This window comes from Citrobacter sp. Colony219, assembly GCF_019382635.1.
Classification (GTDB): Bacteria; Pseudomonadota; Gammaproteobacteria; order Enterobacterales; family Enterobacteriaceae; genus Citrobacter; species Citrobacter youngae.
The window spans coordinates 2,828,694-2,846,587 of sequence record NZ_CP080033.1 but is presented as its reverse complement, the minus strand read 5'-3'; the positions used below and the strand labels follow the sequence as shown (position 1 = coordinate 2,846,587).

General features: G+C 52.2%; 20 protein-coding genes, 1 pseudogene and 1 other annotated feature. Of the genes and pseudogenes, 8 read left to right on the top strand and 13 right to left on the bottom strand.

Going from position 1 to position 17,894, the window contains the following annotated elements; genetic code table 11:
* Window position 1: 1 nt before the first annotated feature.
* Complete coding sequence (cls, locus tag JTI85_RS12725; protein ID WP_048211484.1) at window positions 2-1,462, bottom strand: cardiolipin synthase; 1,461 nt, start codon at window positions 1,460-1,462, stop codon at window positions 2-4.
* Between the two features lie 142 nt (window positions 1,463-1,604).
* Here cls and JTI85_RS12720 point away from each other — a divergent pair, with 142 nt between their 5' ends.
* The gene (locus JTI85_RS12720) at window positions 1,605-1,778 is read left to right on the top strand and encodes a YciY family protein (RefSeq protein WP_005126414.1); all 174 of its coding nucleotides are present in this window, start codon (window positions 1,605-1,607) and stop codon (window positions 1,776-1,778) included.
* Window positions 1,779-1,830: 52 nt separating this feature from the next.
* Here the strand turns inward: JTI85_RS12720 and JTI85_RS12715 are convergent, their stop codons facing one another.
* Window positions 1,831-2,127 carry a YciI family protein gene (locus tag JTI85_RS12715; RefSeq protein WP_048211485.1) on the bottom strand — a complete coding sequence of 99 codons (297 nt, stop codon included), beginning with the start codon at window positions 2,125-2,127 and terminating at the stop codon, window positions 1,831-1,833.
* Window positions 2,128-2,341: 214 nt separating this feature from the next.
* On the opposite strand from JTI85_RS12715, the gene tonB reads away from it, so the two are divergent.
* Entirely contained in the window at window positions 2,342-3,070 is a 729-nt protein-coding gene (gene tonB, locus JTI85_RS12710; protein ID WP_197724098.1) for a TonB system transport protein TonB, read from the top strand.
* Window positions 3,071-3,138: 68 nt separating this feature from the next.
* Here the strand turns inward: tonB and yciA are convergent, their stop codons facing one another.
* The 4 genes and pseudogenes from yciA to JTI85_RS21465 all read right to left on the bottom strand — a co-directional run.
* Complete coding sequence (gene yciA / locus JTI85_RS12705; RefSeq protein WP_048211486.1) at window positions 3,139-3,540, bottom strand: acyl-CoA thioester hydrolase YciA; 402 nt, start codon at window positions 3,538-3,540, stop codon at window positions 3,139-3,141.
* Between the two features lie 165 nt (window positions 3,541-3,705).
* A complete protein-coding gene (locus JTI85_RS12700) occupies window positions 3,706-4,245 on the bottom strand; it encodes a septation protein A (protein WP_005126421.1) in 540 nt (179 codons plus the stop codon).
* 56 nt (window positions 4,246-4,301) lie between these two features.
* Entirely contained in the window at window positions 4,302-5,045 is a 744-nt protein-coding gene (locus tag JTI85_RS12695; protein WP_040233207.1) for a YciC family protein, read from the bottom strand.
* 28 nt (window positions 5,046-5,073) lie between these two features.
* Window positions 5,074-5,160 (bottom strand): annotated as a pseudogene (locus JTI85_RS21465) (YkgJ family cysteine cluster protein); the annotation flags it as partial.
* A 281-nt stretch (window positions 5,161-5,441) separates the two neighbouring features.
* On the opposite strand from JTI85_RS21465, the gene ompW reads away from it, so the two are divergent.
* The 3 genes from ompW to JTI85_RS12680 all read left to right on the top strand — a co-directional run bounded on the left by ompW (window position 5,442) and on the right by JTI85_RS12680 (window position 8,143).
* Window positions 5,442-6,080, top strand: a complete 639-nt coding sequence (gene ompW, locus JTI85_RS12690) for an outer membrane protein OmpW (protein WP_040233206.1) — start codon at window positions 5,442-5,444, stop codon at window positions 6,078-6,080.
* 130 nt (window positions 6,081-6,210) lie between these two features.
* Window positions 6,211-6,486 carry a hypothetical protein gene (locus JTI85_RS12685; RefSeq protein ID WP_048211488.1) on the top strand — a complete coding sequence of 92 codons (276 nt, stop codon included), beginning with the start codon at window positions 6,211-6,213 and terminating at the stop codon, window positions 6,484-6,486.
* Window positions 6,487-6,673: 187 nt separating this feature from the next.
* The gene (locus JTI85_RS12680; protein ID WP_061068011.1) at window positions 6,674-8,143 is read left to right on the top strand and encodes a GGDEF domain-containing protein; all 1,470 of its coding nucleotides are present in this window, start codon (window positions 6,674-6,676) and stop codon (window positions 8,141-8,143) included.
* Window positions 8,144-8,175: 32 nt separating this feature from the next.
* Here JTI85_RS12680 and trpA read toward each other — a convergent pair whose 3' ends face one another.
* The 6 genes from trpA to trpL form a co-directional block, all read right to left on the bottom strand.
* Window positions 8,176-8,982 carry a tryptophan synthase subunit alpha gene (gene trpA / locus JTI85_RS12675; protein ID WP_048211489.1) on the bottom strand — a complete coding sequence of 269 codons (807 nt, stop codon included), beginning with the start codon at window positions 8,980-8,982 and terminating at the stop codon, window positions 8,176-8,178.
* Window positions 8,982-10,175, bottom strand: a complete 1,194-nt coding sequence (trpB, locus tag JTI85_RS12670) for a tryptophan synthase subunit beta (protein WP_219351589.1) — start codon at window positions 10,173-10,175, stop codon at window positions 8,982-8,984. The genes trpA and trpB overlap by 1 nt, the downstream gene beginning before the upstream one ends.
* 10 nt (window positions 10,176-10,185) lie before the next feature.
* Window positions 10,186-11,544, bottom strand: coding sequence for a bifunctional indole-3-glycerol-phosphate synthase TrpC/phosphoribosylanthranilate isomerase TrpF (gene trpCF / locus JTI85_RS12665; protein WP_219352581.1), 1,359 nt, complete (start codon window positions 11,542-11,544; stop codon window positions 10,186-10,188).
* A gap of 3 nt (window positions 11,545-11,547) precedes the next feature.
* Window positions 11,548-13,143 (bottom strand): bifunctional anthranilate synthase glutamate amidotransferase component TrpG/anthranilate phosphoribosyltransferase TrpD, encoded by a 1,596-nt coding sequence (gene trpD, locus JTI85_RS12660; protein ID WP_003020639.1) that lies wholly within the window; start codon window positions 13,141-13,143, stop codon window positions 11,548-11,550.
* Window positions 13,143-14,705 (bottom strand): anthranilate synthase component 1, encoded by a 1,563-nt coding sequence (locus tag JTI85_RS12655; protein WP_116359987.1) that lies wholly within the window; start codon window positions 14,703-14,705, stop codon window positions 13,143-13,145. Before JTI85_RS12655 ends, trpD begins: the two co-directional genes overlap by 1 nt.
* A 23-nt stretch (window positions 14,706-14,728) precedes the next feature.
* Window positions 14,729-14,823: a sequence feature (Trp leader region), on the bottom strand.
* Entirely contained in the window at window positions 14,800-14,844 is a 45-nt protein-coding gene (gene trpL / locus JTI85_RS12650) for a trp operon leader peptide (protein WP_133087228.1), read from the bottom strand. (Overlaps the previous feature by 24 nt.)
* Before the next feature lie 135 nt (window positions 14,845-14,979).
* Between trpL and rnm the strand changes: the two genes are divergently transcribed.
* The 3 genes from rnm (at window position 14,980) to rluB (ending at window position 17,451) form a co-directional block, all read left to right on the top strand.
* Window positions 14,980-15,858, top strand: coding sequence for an RNase AM (gene rnm, locus JTI85_RS12645; RefSeq protein ID WP_048211492.1), 879 nt, complete (start codon window positions 14,980-14,982; stop codon window positions 15,856-15,858).
* Complete coding sequence (locus JTI85_RS12640; RefSeq protein WP_061068009.1) at window positions 15,855-16,475, top strand: L-threonylcarbamoyladenylate synthase; 621 nt, start codon at window positions 15,855-15,857, stop codon at window positions 16,473-16,475. The genes rnm and JTI85_RS12640 overlap by 4 nt, the downstream gene beginning before the upstream one ends.
* Before the next feature lie 100 nt (window positions 16,476-16,575).
* The gene (gene rluB, locus JTI85_RS12635; RefSeq protein ID WP_003020625.1) at window positions 16,576-17,451 is read left to right on the top strand and encodes a 23S rRNA pseudouridine(2605) synthase RluB; all 876 of its coding nucleotides are present in this window, start codon (window positions 16,576-16,578) and stop codon (window positions 17,449-17,451) included.
* Window positions 17,452-17,534: 83 nt separating this feature from the next.
* Here rluB and cobO read toward each other — a convergent pair.
* A partial coding sequence (gene cobO, locus JTI85_RS21460; RefSeq protein WP_255574756.1) for a cob(I)yrinic acid a,c-diamide adenosyltransferase occupies window positions 17,535-17,894 on the bottom strand: 360 nt, incomplete at its 5' end.

The following is a 17,894-nucleotide window of genomic DNA, read 5'->3' as shown; positions in this document are numbered from 1 at the left end:
TTTACAGCAACGGGCTAAAGAAGTAAAACAGTCGCTCAGCGATACGCTGCCAGAGTGGTCGTTTTACCCACAAACGTGCATCTAGCAGGCGGGAACGCGAAATATAATCATCCTGTACCGCAGCGAGGTCACCGCCGAATCCGGCATCGTCAATTACTAGTGTTATCTCAAAATTCAGCCACAGGCTGCGCATATCCAGGTTAACAGTACCGACCAGACTCAATTCGCCATCGACCAGCACGCTCTTGGTATGTAACAACCCACCTTCGAACTGGTAGATTTTCACGCCTGCCGCCAGCAACTCGGTGAAAAAAGCCCGGCTTGCCCAGCCAACCAGCATCGAGTCATTCTTGCGTGGAAGAATGATGCTGACATCTACACCACGCTGCGCTGCCGTACAGATGGCGTGCAGCAGATCGTCACTGGGGACGAAGTAGGGGGTGGTCATGATTAAATATTCACGAGCAGAATATGCGGCGGTCAATAAGGCCTGATGGATCAAGTCTTCAGGGAAGCCAGGACCGGAGGCAATAGTGTGAATGGTGTGCCCGCTGGCCTGCTCAAACGGCATGATGTTGACATCGGGAGGCGGCGGTAAAATACGTTTACCGGTTTCAATTTCCCAGTCGCATGAGTAGACGATCCCCATGGCAGTGGCCACCGGGCCTTCCATTCTTGCCATTAAATCAACCCATTGTCCGACACCGGCATCCTGTTTAAAGAAACGCGGATCGACCATGTTCATGCTGCCGGTATACGCAATGTAGTTGTCGATCATGATCATTTTGCGGTGCTGACGCAGGTCCATACGGCGTAAAAATACACGCATCAGGTTCACCTTCAGCGCTTCTACAACCTCGATACCTGCGTTACGCATCATCGCCGCCCAAGGGCTGCGGAAGAACGCCACGCTGCCGGCGGAGTCCAGCATCAGGCGACAGTGAATGCCACGCCTCGCGGCAGCCATTAACGACTCGGCTACCTGATCGGCCATACCGCCAGGTTGCCAGATGTAGAACACCATCTCAATGTTGTGACGTGCCAGCTGAATATCACGGATTAACGCCTGCATCACGTCATCAGAACTGGTGAGCAGCTGTAGCTGATTGCCCTTAACGCCGGCAATGCCCTGGCGACGCTCGCATAACTTAAATAATGAGGAGGCAACGCTGCTGTTTTCTTGCGCGAAAATATGTTTGCAGGCTTTGAGATCGTTCAGCCATTTGGCTGTTGATGGCCACATCGCTCTGGCGCGCTCGGCGCGGCGTTTGCCCAGGTGGAGTTCACCAAAGGACAGATAAGCAATGATCCCTACCAATGGCAGTATATAGATGATCAAAAGCCAGGCCATTGCGGAGGGTACTGCGCGTCGCTTCATCAGAATGCGTAACGTTACGCCAGCAATGAGTACCCAGTAACCCAGAATGACCAGCCAACTCACCACGGTGTAGAAGGTTGTCATAAAATTAAAAATCCTTTTGAAAGCGTATTGTTAAGAGTTTACGCATCAGGAGTCATCTGGCAAATAAAAACACGGGAAAACCACTGGTCTGCATGCGGTCTGGGGGTATAATGCCCGCTCTGTGACTGGAAGAGTAGTTAACATGAAGCGTAGTAGAACGGAAGTGGGACGCTGGCGGATGCTGCGTCAGGCTAGCCGCCGTAAAGCACGTTGGCTTGAAGGGCAATCGCGCCGTAACATGCGTATCCACTCCATCAGAAAATGCATTCTCAATCATCAACGAAATTCGTTGCTGTTTGCGATCTACAGCATTTGATCCAAAAAGGGCACCGTTGCGGTGCCCAATGTATTCCTGTCCGTTCTGTTTCTTAAAATACTTTTTTGTACGGTTTGACCGAAACTTGCGCATAAACGCCTGCAGCCACATACGGGTCGGCATCTGCCCACGCCTGCGCTGCCTCTAAAGATTCAAATTCCGCAATCACCGTCGATCCGGTAAATCCCGCCGCACCCGGATCGTTACTGTCGACAGCTGGCATGGGGCCCGCCGTCAGTAGACGACCTTCATCATGGAGGAGTTGCAGACGGGCCAGGTGAGCAGGGCGCACGGAAAGACGTTTCTCGAGAGAATCTGCGATATCTTGAGCATAAATAACATACAGCACGGGTAGAGCTCCTTGATCGGTAAAAGTCGCGTTTACGTTATTGGAAAGCCCTGGTAACTGCAACGTAAAGATAATAGCTTTGTTAAGGCCATATTAAGATAATGGTTTTTTTACATGAAATTGCGTTTTAAATGCGGCTTACTGTCATGGGCTTATTGAATATGATTGCTATTTGCATTTAAAATCGAGACCTGGTTTTATAACTGAAACGATTATGACTGCAATGACCCTTGATTTACCTCGTCGCTTTCCCTGGCCGACGTTACTTTCCGTCGGCATTCACGGCGCTGTAGTGGCGGGTCTGCTGTATACCTCGGTACATCAGGTTATTGAACTGCCTGCACCCGCGCAGCCGATCTCCATCACGATGGTCGCACCTGCCGATCTTGAGCCACCTCAGGCAGTTCAACCACCGCCGCAGCCTGTCGTTGAGCCTGAACCGGAACCTGAACCGATACCGGAACCGCCAAAAGAGGCGCCGGTGGTGATTGAGAAACCGAAACCTAAACCAAAACCGAAGCCAAAACCGGTGAAAAAGGTTGAAGAGCAGCCCAAACGTGACGTGAAACCGGTTGAGTCGCGTCCAGTATCGCCGTTTGAGAACACGGCGCCTGCTCGTTCGACAACGACCAGCACCGCGCCGGCAACCAGTAAACCTGCGGTTAGCGCACCGTCTGGGCCACGCGCCTTAAGTCGTAATCAGCCACAGTATCCGGCGCGCGCGCAGGCTTTGCGCATTGAAGGTCGGGTGAAGGTCAAGTTTGATGTGACATCAGATGGCCGTGTGGAGAATGTTGAAGTGCTTTCTGCACAGCCTGCCAACATGTTTGAGCGTGAAGTGAAAAATGCGATGCGCAGATGGCGTTACGAAGCGGGCAAACCGGGATCTGGCCTGGTGGTGAATATCGTATTCCGTCTGAACGGTACGGCGCAGATTGAGTAACTGGCGTGCCGGAGTCGGCGTCAGGCTTTCTCCGGCAAGCAGGTCTGATAACGGTGTCAACGCGGTTATCAGACCTGTGTTGGTATCGGACGAGGTTTACCGTCTTTATCTACAGCGACGTAGATAAACAGGGCTTCAGTGGCTTTGTAACGCTGGCCAATAGGTTCCGAAGCGACTTTCTTCACCCAGACTTCAATATTAATGCTGATTGACGTCGTCCCGCGTTTTACGCAGCGTGCGTAGCAACAGACCACATCACCCACGGCAACCGGGCGCAAAAAGCTCATTCCTTCCACTCGCACCGTCACCACGCGGCCATGTGCGATCTCTTTGGCCTGAATAGCGCCACCAATATCCATCTGTGACATCAGCCAGCCGCCAAAAATATCACCGTTAGCATTGGTATCGGCAGGCATGGCCAGAGTGCGTAAAACCAGTTCACCCTGGGGGGTGTTATTCGTTGTTGTCATTGTAGAACCGACTGTAGAGAAAGATTACAGGCGGGATGCTACTAGAATTTACGAGCGGAGAACAGAGGGGATGCAGCGCGCGGAGGGGATGTAAGCCAGCTTGTCTGCCACGAAGAGCGTGGGTGGGTAAAAATTCGCCAGATCCGCAGATCTGGCGAACACTTATTACGATTTATCTTCCTGCGGCAGATGGCGGTAGATATAGATTCCGCTCAGCAACGTGAAGAATAAGGTCAGGGCGGTTAATCCGAACACTTTGAAGTTGACCCAAATGTTCTGCGGCAGCCAAAACGCAATGTAGATATTGGCCAGTCCACACAGGATGAAGAAGACGGCCCAGGCCAGATTTAGCTTCGACCATACCGGCTGCGGCAGCGTCAGCTCTTTTCCTAACATGCGCTGAATCAACGGTTTTTTCATCACCCACTGGCTAACCAGCAGTGCACCGGCAAACAGTCCGTAAATCACCGTAACCTTCCACTTAATGAATTCATCGTTGTGGAAGAAAATAGTCAGGCCACCGAAGACAGCAACCAGAACAAAGGTGATTAACGCCATCTTCTCGACTTTGCGATAGCGAACCCAACTGTAAATCAACACCACAGCTGTTGCGACAATAAGCGCCGAGGTTGCCGCGTAGATGTCATAAAGCTTATAAAAAGCAAAAAAGACAACCAGCGGTAAAAAATCAAGAAACTGCTTCATTCTTCGAGTCCGTAATCAAAAAGCATTGGGTAACACACCCGGCATGCGTTCAGGGTTTATTGACGAATCAGCATATACAGGCGGAACAAATAGATCAGCAGCACAGCAGAGATCATATTGCTCAGCGTATTCGCCAATACCGCGCCTACGTTTGGCGTTAGTACTGCAAAACTTGGCGCAAAAAGCAACAGCAGCGTTTTAGCCAGTAACCAACCGATTACTGCCGGCGCTACCAGTCGCATATTAGACCACGCCAGACGCATACTGTTGCGCATAGCGGCAAAGACGCCCATTTTATCCTGCACGACCATCACCGGCGCGAGGGCCAGCAAGATAGCCAGCAGAATACCAGGCACGACAACCAGCATAATACCGACCTGTACCAGCAGGGTAGTCAGAAAAATCAGAATAAACAATTTAGGTAATACCGGCGCGCTGGCGCCAATGGCGCGTAATGCACTAACCCGATGACCCGCCGAAATCAGTTGAATCATCAGGATGATGCCTCCTGCAAGGATTGCATTACCAATCAGCCCTGAAAACGTCGATGCTGCAGAAGCGCGTAGCAAAATTTGCTGCTGCTCCGGCGTCATATTCTGTACCAGATCGAACAGGCCCACACTGCTGGTTAGCTGATCCCCTTCGCTCAGTTGCGCGATTTGCGCGTCGCTGGGAGAAAAGGCATGCCCTAGCACCACTGTGATAAACGCGCACAATAACGATACCAGCAAGATGGTAATGAATTGATTACGGAAAAAGTTTCCCGTGTCACGGTAAACGGATTTCGCCGTGATAGACATGCACTCTCCTTGAGTTTTGCAGGTGTTCATTTGCGCGCAATTGTACCCTGGATAACTCTACAGTGGCAGCATCGTGCGATGTATGGAAAGGCATATCTTTGTAAAGCTCCGGTAATTTTTGGCCAGGACTTCAGCATCTTGCAACATCGTTGTTTGTTCTCTGTGCATCACGTTCAAATAACCAACGCTTTGTGTTGGAGCTAAAGGTACTTGCATAGTGAAAATATATCAAAATTGATCTGTATTAATTTAACCAGGATTTTGAATGCAAGTTCTAACTTAATCTGGATCAATAAATGTTAAATTATCAAACTCAATGTGATCCAGGTTAGATCACTTATTACTCTATTGTGGGTATATTCGTTCCGCTTTTATAACCATAACGATGGAGCGGACATGAAAAAATTAACAGTTGCAGCATTGGCTTTAACAACTCTTCTCTCTGGTAACGCATTTGCGCATGAGGCCGGAGAGTTCTTTATTCGAGCAGGATCGGCTACCGTCAGACCGACGGAAGGCGCGGGTGGTACGCTGGGAAGCCTGGGTGGCTTTGATGTCAGCAACAATACGCAGTTGGGCCTGACATTCACCTATATGGCAACCGACAATATTGGCGTTGAATTACTGGCAGCCACGCCGTTTCGCCATAAGATAGGCACCGGGGCAACCGGTGATATTGCCACCGTTCATCATTTACCGCCGACGTTAATGGCGCAGTGGTACTTTGGCGACTCCAGCAGCAAACTGCGTCCTTACGTTGGCGTGGGTGTGAACTACACGACTTTCTTCGATGAAGGTTTTAACAACAACGGGAAAGAAGCTGGTTTATCCGATCTGAGCCTGAAAGACTCCTGGGGTGCAGCAGGACAGGTCGGTATGGACTATCTGATCAACCGCGACTGGCTGATTAACATGTCAGTCTGGTACATGGATATCGACACCACCGCGAGCTATAAAATGGGTGGCGTCCAGCAGCGTGACAGCGTACGCCTCGATCCGTGGGTGTTTATGTTCTCTGCGGGTTATCGTTTTTAAGTCAATGATTCCAGTCTGATAGGCTGGTCGTTTCGCGGCCAGCTTTTTCTCCTCTCTTTTTCCCTTCCCGACTTTCTCCCCTTCGATGTAATGCTACTCTTTAAGCAAACTGGCTTTGAGGGTATTGACGATGATATTGACCCGTCAGCTGTTACAACAAAAAATTTCCCTTATGGAAGCATCGATAGACGATGATACGACAGAGTTTGCCGTGTATGCTGCGCGCGAATTATTGAATTACATGAGCAGGGTGGAAGCCCTGGAAAAGGTCATCGCCACACAAATCACACTACCTTACTGCAGCGCCAGCCCGGTTTGCGAGATTGAAGCGGGCTATGCCGCAGGCGTGAGCGACTGCCGTGAGGCCATCCGTCGGGCAGGGTATCCGATTGAAGGTGATGATTAGTTTGCATTTGTGTTAACAAAAATGTGCTTTTATTGTATAAGTCTGTAACTTTCGTGCACGAGTGCGCTTCTTATTTCAACTCATTAGTCTCTGGATGGTTAACATCTTTATCCATATACAACGCTGTTATGCAACAACATAAACGGGTAACCGGTTTGGTAATACTGTTAACTATCGGGGTGGACTCGTGAAGATTGTGCAGGATAAGCTCCGAAACAGGCAGGCTCTGCTGGTATCCGGGCTCATTACGTTGGTATTTACCTCGCTGTTTCTGTTTATCATTTATGAACAGCGTATGGCGACCGCCAGTGAAGGCGTGAGCCGCCTGCAAGCTCACATGTTGGACATTTTTAACGATAATGAACTAATTGCCGATGCGATTGGCGAGCGTTACTACCACATCAAAACCGGCGAACAGTGTGGTGTTATGGCGCAGTTTGTTCCGCGAAATAAAGATGAATGGGGAATTAACGCCGACCCAAAGCGGGTTCATTCCGCGACAGGGACGATTATTGCTCAGCAACCCAGCCATAATGCGCTGTGTATGTATACTGCGGCGGAGTTCATTCGTGGAATGGTTAATGAGCTAAATCCAGGCAGCTTCGATGCGCATCGTTACATTATCGCCAGCCATTCAGATTATTTTTACTGGTTTATGGCTTCCGACTCGCGCAATTTCAGTTTTTCTGACTCCGAAATGGCGATGGATATTACGCAGTTTTTCTATCCGCCCGTCGATTTCTATACCCGGTTGCTGCAAAAAAATGTCAAAAATAAAGCTCTCAGTTCAACAAACTTCTATACCGATAAAATTACCGGTGAAAAAGCCTACAGCGTGGTGAGCTATATCTACGATCTGTCGGGTAAAGAGATATCAGACCAAATCGTTGCCTATCTGGTCTATGATCATTCGAAACCCGAGCTGCAGGAAGCGTTGGCCGAGGCGTTTGATAATCAAATTCTTCCCGGATTGAACGTGGAGTTAGTGAATTTAACCAACAAAGAGAGCCTTTGTTTATCCGGCAAATGTGCGGGACAATCCAGCTATTTGGTGCGCAATTTCTCAGAAAAATATGCGCTGCACTATTCGCTGTCATTAGGCCGTTTTATGGCGCGCGATACGCAAGCCGGCATTGTTATTCTGCTGGCGCCGTTCTTTTTCATCATGATTACTTTCTCGCTAAAATCATGGCTGAATGAAAGCGACCTGAAAGTTTATATTGATACGCTGACCGGCTGCTTTAATCGCCGAATTCTCGACATCATCAAGCGCAGGGATTTATCACATTGCTCGGTAGTGCTACTGGATTGCAATAAGTTCAAGGCTGTCAATGATACCTGGGGGCATGCTGCTGGGGACCGTGCGCTGCAAATTATCGCCAACAGAATGTTGTCTAACACCCGTACCAGCCACGATCTTGTGATCCGCACTGGCGGAGATGAATTTATGATCCTGCTGTTTCGCTCTCAGGCCAGTGATGCTATCGCGATTGCGCAGCGTATAAGCGGACAGGTGACCAGCCATGTATTTGTGGTGGACGGCAACACTATACCCTTGTCAGTGTCGTGGGGGATTGCAGAGGTGAAGGGGGAGCTGGATGCGGCAATCCAGAATGCGGATACTGCCATGTACAAAATGAAGCAGGCCAGGGAGTAAAACCGCCAGAAGTCACTGGCGGTTTAATTAGCTTACTGTTGGGTGGCGGCTTTCATCGCGCTGACAAACGCTTTCAGCTCAGCCAGCATTTGCTCTGGTGCTGCAACATTTTTCTCAATGATTTTAACAATCGCCGATCCGGAAATAGCCCCCGCAGCACCTGCTTCAATGGCGCCTGTCACCTGTTCCGGTGCAGAGATACCAAAGCCCTGTAAAGAAGGCGGGGCATTGAATTCTTTCAGCTTTTCGACCAGATGATGCAACGGTAACGCCGCACGATTTTCGGCACCCGTAACGCCTGCGCGTGACAATAAATAGGTATAACCGCGGCCATGAGCGGCAATCTGACGCAGCAGTTCTTCGTCAGCGTTAGGCGGGCAAATGAAAATTGGCGCTACATTATGACGTAATGCGGCCGTTCTGAATGGCGCAGACTCTTCAACCGGCACATCGGCGACTAATACCGAATCTACGCCGACCTTCTCACACTGTGCGTAAAATTCGTCAATACCCTTGCTGAACACCAGGTTGGCATACATCAGTAAACCAATTGGAATGGTAGGGTGTTTTTGCCGAATCAACGCCAACATTTCAAAACATTGTGACGGCGTGACGCCTGCCGCGAACGCACGTAATGTTGCTTCCTGAATGGTTGGGCCGTCGGCCAGCGGGTCGGAGAACGGAATACCCAGCTCAAGCGCATCGGCACCCGCTTCGATCAGCGTATCAATGATTTTCAGTGACTGTTCAACAGAGGGATCGCCCAGGGTCACGAAGGGGACAAAAGCACCTTCTTTGCGGTCCTTCAGCTGTGCAAACAGGTTTTCGTAACGTTCCATCAGATTTCCCCTCGCGCTTTCAGAATATCGTGTACGGTGAAAATGTCTTTGTCGCCGCGACCGGAGAGGTTGACCACCAGTAACTGCTCTTTTTCGGGATTTTCACGCATCATTTTCAACGCATGTGCCAGGGCGTGGGAAGACTCCAGCGCCGGGATAATCCCCTCATGCAGACACAGCGTTTTGAAGGCTTCCAGCGCTTCATCATCAGTAATCGATACATAGTCAGCACGTCCGATACTGTTCAGATAAGCGTGCTGTGGCCCGACTGACGGGAAGTCCAGTCCGGCGGAAATAGAGTAAGACTCTTCAATCTGTCCTTCTTCGGTTTGCATCATCGGGGACTTCATGCCGAAGTAAATCCCGACACGACCATGTTTCAACGGCGCGCCGTGTTCTCCAGACTCAATCCCGTGACCGCCTGGCTCTACGCCAATCAGCCCGACGCTGGTTTCATTAATAAAGTCGGCGAACATACCGATGGCGTTAGAACCGCCGCCCACGCAGGCGATCACGGCGTCCGGCAGGCGACCCTCTTTTTCGAGGATCTGCGCTTTGGTTTCTTCACCGATCATGCGCTGGAATTCACGTACAATGGTCGGGAAGGGGTGCGGACCTGCCGCCGTACCGAGCATATAGTGCGCAGTGTCATAGCTGCCAGACCAGTCGCGCAGCGCTTCGTTACAGGCATCTTTCAGCGTTGCGGAACCGCTGTGAACGGGGATAACTTCTGCACCCATCAAACGCATACGGAAAACGTTCGGCGACTGGCGTTCAACGTCTTTCGCACCCATATAAATACGGCACTTTAAACCCAGCAAGGCGCTGGCAAGGGCAGACGCCACACCATGCTGACCCGCGCCGGTTTCGGCGATGATCTCGGTTTTACCCATACGCTTCGCCAGCAACGCCTGGCCCAGCACCTGGTTGGTTTTGTGCGCGCCGCCGTGCAGCAAATCTTCACGTTTAAGATACAACGTGGTGTTGGTGCCTTGAGTAATGTTCTGGCATTTGGTCAGCGCAGTTGGGCGACCAGCATAGTTTTTCAGCAGGTCTGTAAAATGTGCCTGAAACTCAGGGTCTTTTTGTGCACTGACGAACGCTTCTTCCAGTTGACGCAGCGCAGGCATCAGAATCTGTGGCACATACATACCGCCAAATTCACCAAAATACGGATTGAGTAATGTTGTCATGTCCTTTTCCTTAATATGCGCGCAGCGTCTGAAAGACTGAAGCCAGAAGACGCGCATCTTTGATGCCCGGCTGTGACTCTACGCCAGAATTGAAATCGAGCCCGGCACAGCCGGTTTTAGCCGCGTCGACGCAGTTATCTGCACCGAGTCCGCCAGCCAGTAAAACGTTATCCAGCGATTGTCCGCCTAAGAGTGACCAGTCGAAGCGTTGCCCGCTACCGCCCTGAGCGTTGTCGAAAACGTATTTATCGACATGCTGGTAATCACAGGCTGGCAATGTCTCGCTGACGCTTAGCGCCTTCCAGATTTGCACCTGCGCGGGTAGCACATTGCGCAGAGCATCGATATAGGCCTGATCTTCGCTTCCATGTAGTTGTACGGCGGCCAGCGACAGTGTGGTGACTTTTTCGCGGACGTCTGCGATGTCGGTGTTACGGAACACGCCTACATACTGTAGCGGCGCACCCGTCATAACGTCTCGCGCCAGCTCAACGCTGACAGCGCGTGGTGAGGTCGGGACAAAAATTACGCCGCCATAAATGGCCCCAGATTCGTACGCTGCTTTTGCATCCTGTGCACGAGTCAGTCCGCAGACTTTATTTTCGCCAAGCAAAACACGACGTACGGCGGCGTGAAGATCATCATGGGACATCAGCGCAGAACCTATCAGAAATCCGTTGGCGAAATGGCTGAGTTCGCGAACCTGACCATAAGTGTTGATCCCGGATTCGCTGATGACGGTGACGCCATGACCCAAACGTGGTGCAAGCTGGCGAGTACGGTTGAGGTCAATCGACAGGTCACGCAAATCACGGTTGTTAATACCGACGACTTTCGCCCCCAGCGCAATGGCGCGCTCCAGCTCTTCTTCATTGCTAACCTCGGTCAGCACGCCCATTTTCAGGCTGTGGGCGACGGCGGCGAGCTGACGATACTGTTCATCATCTAAAACCGACAACATCAGCAGGCAGGCGTCCGCCTGGTAGAAACGTGCCAGATAAATCTGGTAAGGATCGATAATAAAGTCTTTACACAGGATCGGCTGTGGTGCGATGCGACTGACGATGGGCAGAAAATCAAAGCTACCCTGAAAATATTTCTCGTCCGTTAGCACGGAAATTGCTGACGCATAATGTTTGTATACTCCCGCAATCTGTGCCGGGTCGAAGTCATCACGAATTACGCCTTTTGACGGAGAGGCTTTTTTGCACTCCAGAATAAAAGCGGTACGTGTCCCTTGCAGCGCATCATAGAAATCACGCGTGCTGGGTTGAACATCATTTTGAAAGCTGGTCAGCGGTTGTTGCTGTTTGCGGGCTTCTACCCAAATCGCCTTGTCAGCGACAATTTTCGCTAAAACGGTTTGCATCATTTACCCTCTCGCTGCCAGTGCAGTAACACGGTCGTAAGCCGCACCGCTGCGCAGCACATTAATCACGGTTTGCGCGTTGGCTTTTAAGTCTTCTTCACCGTGCAGGCGCATTAACATGGCGACATTCGCGGCAACAGCAGCCTCATGAGCGGCCTCACCTTTACCTTGTAACAAGCGACTCAGAATGTCACGGTTTTCTTCCGGCGTGCCGCCAGCCAGCTGTTCCTGATGATATGGCGTCAGGCCAAAGTCTTCCGCCGTTAGCTGGTAGCTCTTGATTTCCCCATCGTGCAGCTCAGCCACAATGGTCGGTGCATGCAGCGAAACTTCGTCCATGCCACCACTGTGCACTACGGCTGCTCGCTGATAGCCGAGCACGCGCAGCGTTTCGGCAATCGGCAGCACCAGCTCCGGGCTGTAAACGCCGATCAGCGCCAGCGGCGGATGTGCCGGATTAATCAATGGCCCAAGCACATTAAACAGCGTGCGAGTTTTCAACTGCTGGCGTACCGGCATCGCATGGCGAAAACCGGTGTGGTATTTCGGCGCAAACAGGAAGCACACGCCGAGATCGTCAAGCGCCTGGCGGGATTTATCGGCGTTCATATCCAGATTGATGCCAAATGCCGCTAACAGATCCGAAGACCCCGATTTGCTGGAAACGCTGCGGTTACCGTGTTTGGCAACTTTCAGTCCGCAAGCCGCTGCAACAAAGGCGCTGGCGGTGGAAATATTGATACTGTTGCTGCCATCACCACCGGTACCGACAATATCGGCAAACAGATAATCAGGGCGTGGGAACGGGGCGGCATTTTCCAGCAGCGCGGTTGCCGCACCGGCAATTTCATTCGGATGCTCGCCACGAATTTTCATGCTCACCAGCGCCGCTGCCAGTTGTTCCGGCTTCAGTTCACCGCGGACCACGGCAGAGAACAACTGGTGGCTTTCCTGCTGGGACAGCGTCTGAGCCTGATACAGTTTCTCCAGAATAGGTTGCAGCGTATTGGTCTGTTCAAGCTTCTGTTGCGCCCAGGCCAGCGTTTGCTCCAGCAGACGCGCACCCTGGGTGGTCAGAATGGACTCCGGATGGAACTGGAAGCCGCATACGCGATCGGTATCGTGACGTACCGCCATCACCATGCCGTTAAAATGGGCGTTAATGGTTAATCCTGCCGGAACGTTGCTGCCAACCAACGAATGATAGCGTGCCACCGGCAGCGGATTCGCCAGACCAGCAAACATTGCCTGACCGTCGTGTTCAATGCTGGAGGCTTTGCCGTGCAGGATTTCTCCAGCCTGGCCCACATATCCGCCATAGGCCTCAACAATCGCCTGATGACCCAGACAGATGCCAATGATCGGCAGCTTGCCGCGCAGGCGGGTTAACAGTTCAGGCATGCAACCCGCTTCACTGGGCGCACCAGGACCTGGAGAGAGCATCAGCACCGGATTTTTCATCGTTGCTAAACGGTCAATCAACGTCTGGGCCGGAATATGGTTGCGGTAAATCACCACGTTGTGACCATTAGTACGTAGCTGATCCGCCAGGTTATAGGTAAAAGAGTCAATATTATCGAGCAGCAGAATGTCAGCCATCAGAAAGTCTCCTGTGCGTGGTGTGCGGTGGCGATAGCACGCAGAACCGCACGCGCTTTATTACGGGTTTCATCGGCTTCAGACTGCGGAACAGAATCCAGAACAATCCCGGCACCGGCTTGTACGGTAGCAATACCGTCTTCCACGAGGGCGGAACGAATCACAATACAGGTATCCAGATCGCCATGGGCGGTGAAGTAACCTACGGCACCGCCATAGCTTCCACGGCGTCGACCTTCGGCCTCGGCGATAAGCTGCATAGCGCGAACTTTCGGCGCTCCGCTTAACGTGCCCATATTCATACAGGCGCGGTAAGCATGCAGCACATCCAGATCGCTACGTAATTCGCCGACCACGCGCGAAACCAGGTGCATAACGAAGGAGTAACGATCCACTTTGGTGAGATCCGCAACGTAGCGGCTGCCCGGCGTACAGATGCGTGCGAGATCGTTACGCGCCAGGTCAACCAGCATCAGGTGCTCTGAAAGCTCTTTATGGTCGGTACGCATCTCCAGCTCGATACGGCTGTCAAGGTCGCGGTCAAGCGTTCCGTCTGCACGACGACCGCGTGGGCGGGTCCCGGCAATCGGGTAAATTTCAATCTGGCGGCTGGTGGCATCGTATTTCAACGAGCTTTCTGGCGATGCGCCGAACAGTGTGAACTCGTTGTCCTGCATGAAAAACATGTACGGGCTGGGGTTGCTTTTCTTCAGCACATAGTAGGCTGCCAGCGGTGACGGGCAGGGCAGCGAGAAACGACGAGATGGAACCACCTGGAAAATCTCACCTGCGCGAATCGCTTTTTGCAGGCCGCGCACCACGGCACCGAACTCTTCATCGCTCTGATTGCATTCGCAGCGCATCTGCGGGACTTCAGTGACGGGCAGCGGCGGCGCAGGTTCGGTAAGCTGTTGGCTCAACTGTGCCAGGCGGGCGTTCAGTCGCAGTTTTTCCTCGTCATTTGGCGTAAAGATGCTGGCCTGAATGCGGGTACTTTTTTTCTGGTGGTCGATAACCATCAGCGTTTCTGCCAGATAGAAGCAGTAGTCCGGGCACTGGTTACCCGCCTCAAGCTGGGGTAAATCTTCAAATCCGGCAACCAGGTCATAGGAAAACAGACCGCCGAAGAACATGGCTTCACGTTCCTGCGCCGGAACATTAACCAGTTCCTGCAGTAAACGGAACGCATCAAATACAGAAAGGGAACATAAGCGGGCATCTTCATCCAGCAGCGGGCTTACGCTGGGGAATGTCAACTGACGAGCATTCGGCTGTTTATCGTTGTCAACGCCCGCGGGCAGGGCGGCGTCCAGCAGGGGCAGCAGCGATGCGCCATTCGCCGACAGTGCCTGAATAGTGACAGTGTCACCCAGGGCGGTAATGCGCAATGCGCTGTCGACCAGCAGCAGGCTCTTGAGATCGTCCTTGCTGTCGATATCGGCGGATTCCAGCAGCAGCGTTGCCGGTCGTGCGCCACACACCTGATGAAACAGCGCCGTCGGGTTCTCACGGTAGGCGGCATCGCAGGCGAGCAGTTCAAGTGTTGGTTTTTGTGTTTGCATCGTTATTCTCATTAATTTTGTTCAAAAAAAAACCCGCTTATTTGGCGGGCCGGGTATCTGGTTGCATATTGCAGACGTAAGACACTGCCCGAAATCAGGAAGTGCGCCACCAACCGTGCAGAATAAATGTTGCTTTCATCTCAGATACCTTCTTCATGTGAACTTGCGTACTAGTTAACTAGTTCGATGAGGCAAAGTCAACACCTGATTTCAGTATATTTGTCGAAACCGTTATGATGGGCGTGTTACGACATTTATTGAAACGGGAGCCGCCTTGAGCGACACGAATTACGCAGTGATTTATGACCTGCACAGCCATACTACTGCTTCTGATGGGCGATTAACGCCAGAAGCCTTAGTACACCGTGCGGTAGAGATGCGAGTCGGTACACTGGCGATCACAGATCATGACACCACGGCGGGCATTGCGGCGGCAAGAGAAGAAATTTCACGTTCAGGTTTAGCGTTAAATTTGATCTCTGGCGTTGAGATATCAACGGTCTGGGAAAACCATGAGATCCATATAGTGGGTCTGAACATTGATATCGCGCATCCAGTGATGTGCGACTTTCTGGCGCAACAGACGGAACGTCGCCAGCAGCGCGCGCGCCTGATTGCTGAACGGCTCGACAAAGCGCACATTCCCGGCGCATGGGAAGGGGCTCTACGACTGGCTGATGGCGGGGCGGTTACGCGGGGGCATTTTGCGCGTTTCCTGGTGGAATGTGGCAAAGCCACAACCATGGCGGATGTCTTTAAAAAATATCTTGCTCGTGGGAAAACCGGTTACGTTCCGCCACAGTGGTGTACAATAGAACAAGCTATTGATGTCATTCATCATTCTGGCGGTAAGGCTGTTCTGGCTCATCCTGGGCGGTACGATCTTAGCGCTAAGTGGCTGAAAAGACTGGTTGCGCATTTTGCTGAGCACCGCGGTGACGCGATGGAGGTGGCACAGTGCCAGCAGTCTCCCAATGAACGCACCCATCTGGCGACGCTTGCGCGTCAGCATCAATTGTGGGCATCGCAAGGGTCTGATTTTCATCTACCCTGCCCATGGATTGAACTGGGGCGTAAACTCTGGTTGCCCGCAGGCGTAGAAGGCGTCTGGCAACTTTGGGAGCAGCCCGAGACCACAGAGAGGAAAGTATGAGCCAGTTTTTTTATATTCATCCCGAAAACCCGCAGCAGCGACTGATCAACCAGGCCGTTGATATCGTGCGGAAAGGTGGGGTGATTGTCTATCCAACCGATTCCGGCTATGCGTTGGGGTGTAAAATTGAAGATAAAGGTGCAATGGAGCGCATTTGCCGCATCCGTCACCTGCCGGACGGGCACAACTTTACGCTGATGTGCCGTGACCTGTCCGAATTGTCGACCTATTCGTTTGTCGACAACGTGGCCTTCCGTTTGATCAAAAACAACACGCCGGGCAACTACACCTTCATCCTGAAGGGGACGAAAGAGGTTCCGCGCCGCTTGTTGCAGGAAAAACGTAAGACTATCGGCCTTCGTGTACCCTCGAACCCAATTGCACTGGCGCTGCTTGAAGCGCTGGGCGAGCCGATGCTCTCCACATCACTGATGCTGCCGGGCAGTGATTTTACTGAGTCAGATCCGGAAGAAATTAAAGACCGTCTGGAGAAACAGGTGGATTTGATTATCCATGGTGGATATCTTGGCCAACAGCCGACCACGGTCATCGATTTAACCGACGATTCCCCGGTGGTATTGCGCGAAGGTGTTGGTGACGTTAAACCTTTCTTATAAGGGCGCGAACCGCTATACTACGCGGCCTTAAAATGGCGCTGACTGGCGCCGTTGATTCTCCTGTTCGACGCCTGTGAAGGCGACACCTAAAGGAAGCTCTATGAGCGAAAAGTTACAAAAAGTGCTGGCGCGTGCTGGCCACGGTTCTCGCCGTGAAATTGAATCCATTATTGCCGCGGGTCGCGTGAGCGTTGATGGCAAAATTGCCACGCTCGGCGATCGCGTTGAAGTGACGCCGGGTCTGAAAATCCGTATCGACGGTCATCTGATTTCGGTGAAAGAATCTGCAGAACAAATCTGCCGCGTTCTGGCTTATTACAAGCCGGAAGGTGAACTGTGTACCCGTAACGACCCGGAAGGTCGTCCGACCGTATTTGATCGCCTGCCAAAACTGCGCGACGCGCGCTGGATTGCCGTAGGTCGTCTGGACGTGAACACCTGTGGTCTGCTGCTGTTTACTACTGATGGTGAACTGGCGAACCGTCTGATGCACCCGAGCCGTGAAGTTGAACGCGAGTACGCGGTGCGAGTATTCGGTCAGGTTGACGATGCTAAACTGCGTGATCTGAGCCGTGGCGTACAGTTGGAAGATGGTCCGGCTGCGTTTAAAACGATCAAGTTCAGCGGTGGTGAAGGGATTAACCAGTGGTATAACGTCACGCTGACTGAAGGCCGCAACCGCGAGGTTCGCCGTCTGTGGGAAGCGGTAGGTGTGCAGGTAAGCCGTCTGATCCGTGTACGCTACGGTGATATCCCGCTGCCGAAAGGCCTGCCGCGTGGTGGCTGGACAGAGCTTGATCTTGCTCAGACCAACTATTTGCGTGAACTGGTGGAGCTGAAGCCAGAAACGACCTCTAAAGTGGCCGTCGAGAAAGATCGTCGCCGCATGAAGGCGAATCAGATCCGCCGTGCGGTGAAACGTCACTCTCAGGTCGGCAGCAGTCGTCGCCCGGGCGGACGCAGCAACAACGGTTAATCATGACCAGGCCTGATAAGCAAAGCGCCATCAGGCGTTAGCGTGGAGCCGGATGCGGCGCAAGCGCCTTATCCGGCCTGCTGTTAGTAATCAATCCCCATCTGGGCTTTAATGCCCGCCTCAAAAGCATGCTTGACCGGACGCAACTCGCTGACCGTGTCGGCTAACTCCAGAATATCGCGATGGCATCCTCGACCAGTAATAATGACCGTCTGCTGGGCTGGGCGCGCGTTTAAGGCGTTGATCACCTCTTCAAGCGGTAGGTAGTCGTAGGCCACCATATACGTCAGTTCATCCAGCACAACCATATCCAGCTCAGGATCGGTCAACATTCGCTTGCCGTGTTCCCACACGGCCATACAGGCTGCGGTGTCAGACTCGCGGTTCTGCGTTTCCCAGGTAAATCCTGTCGCCATAACCTGAAACTCTACGCCGTGGGGTTC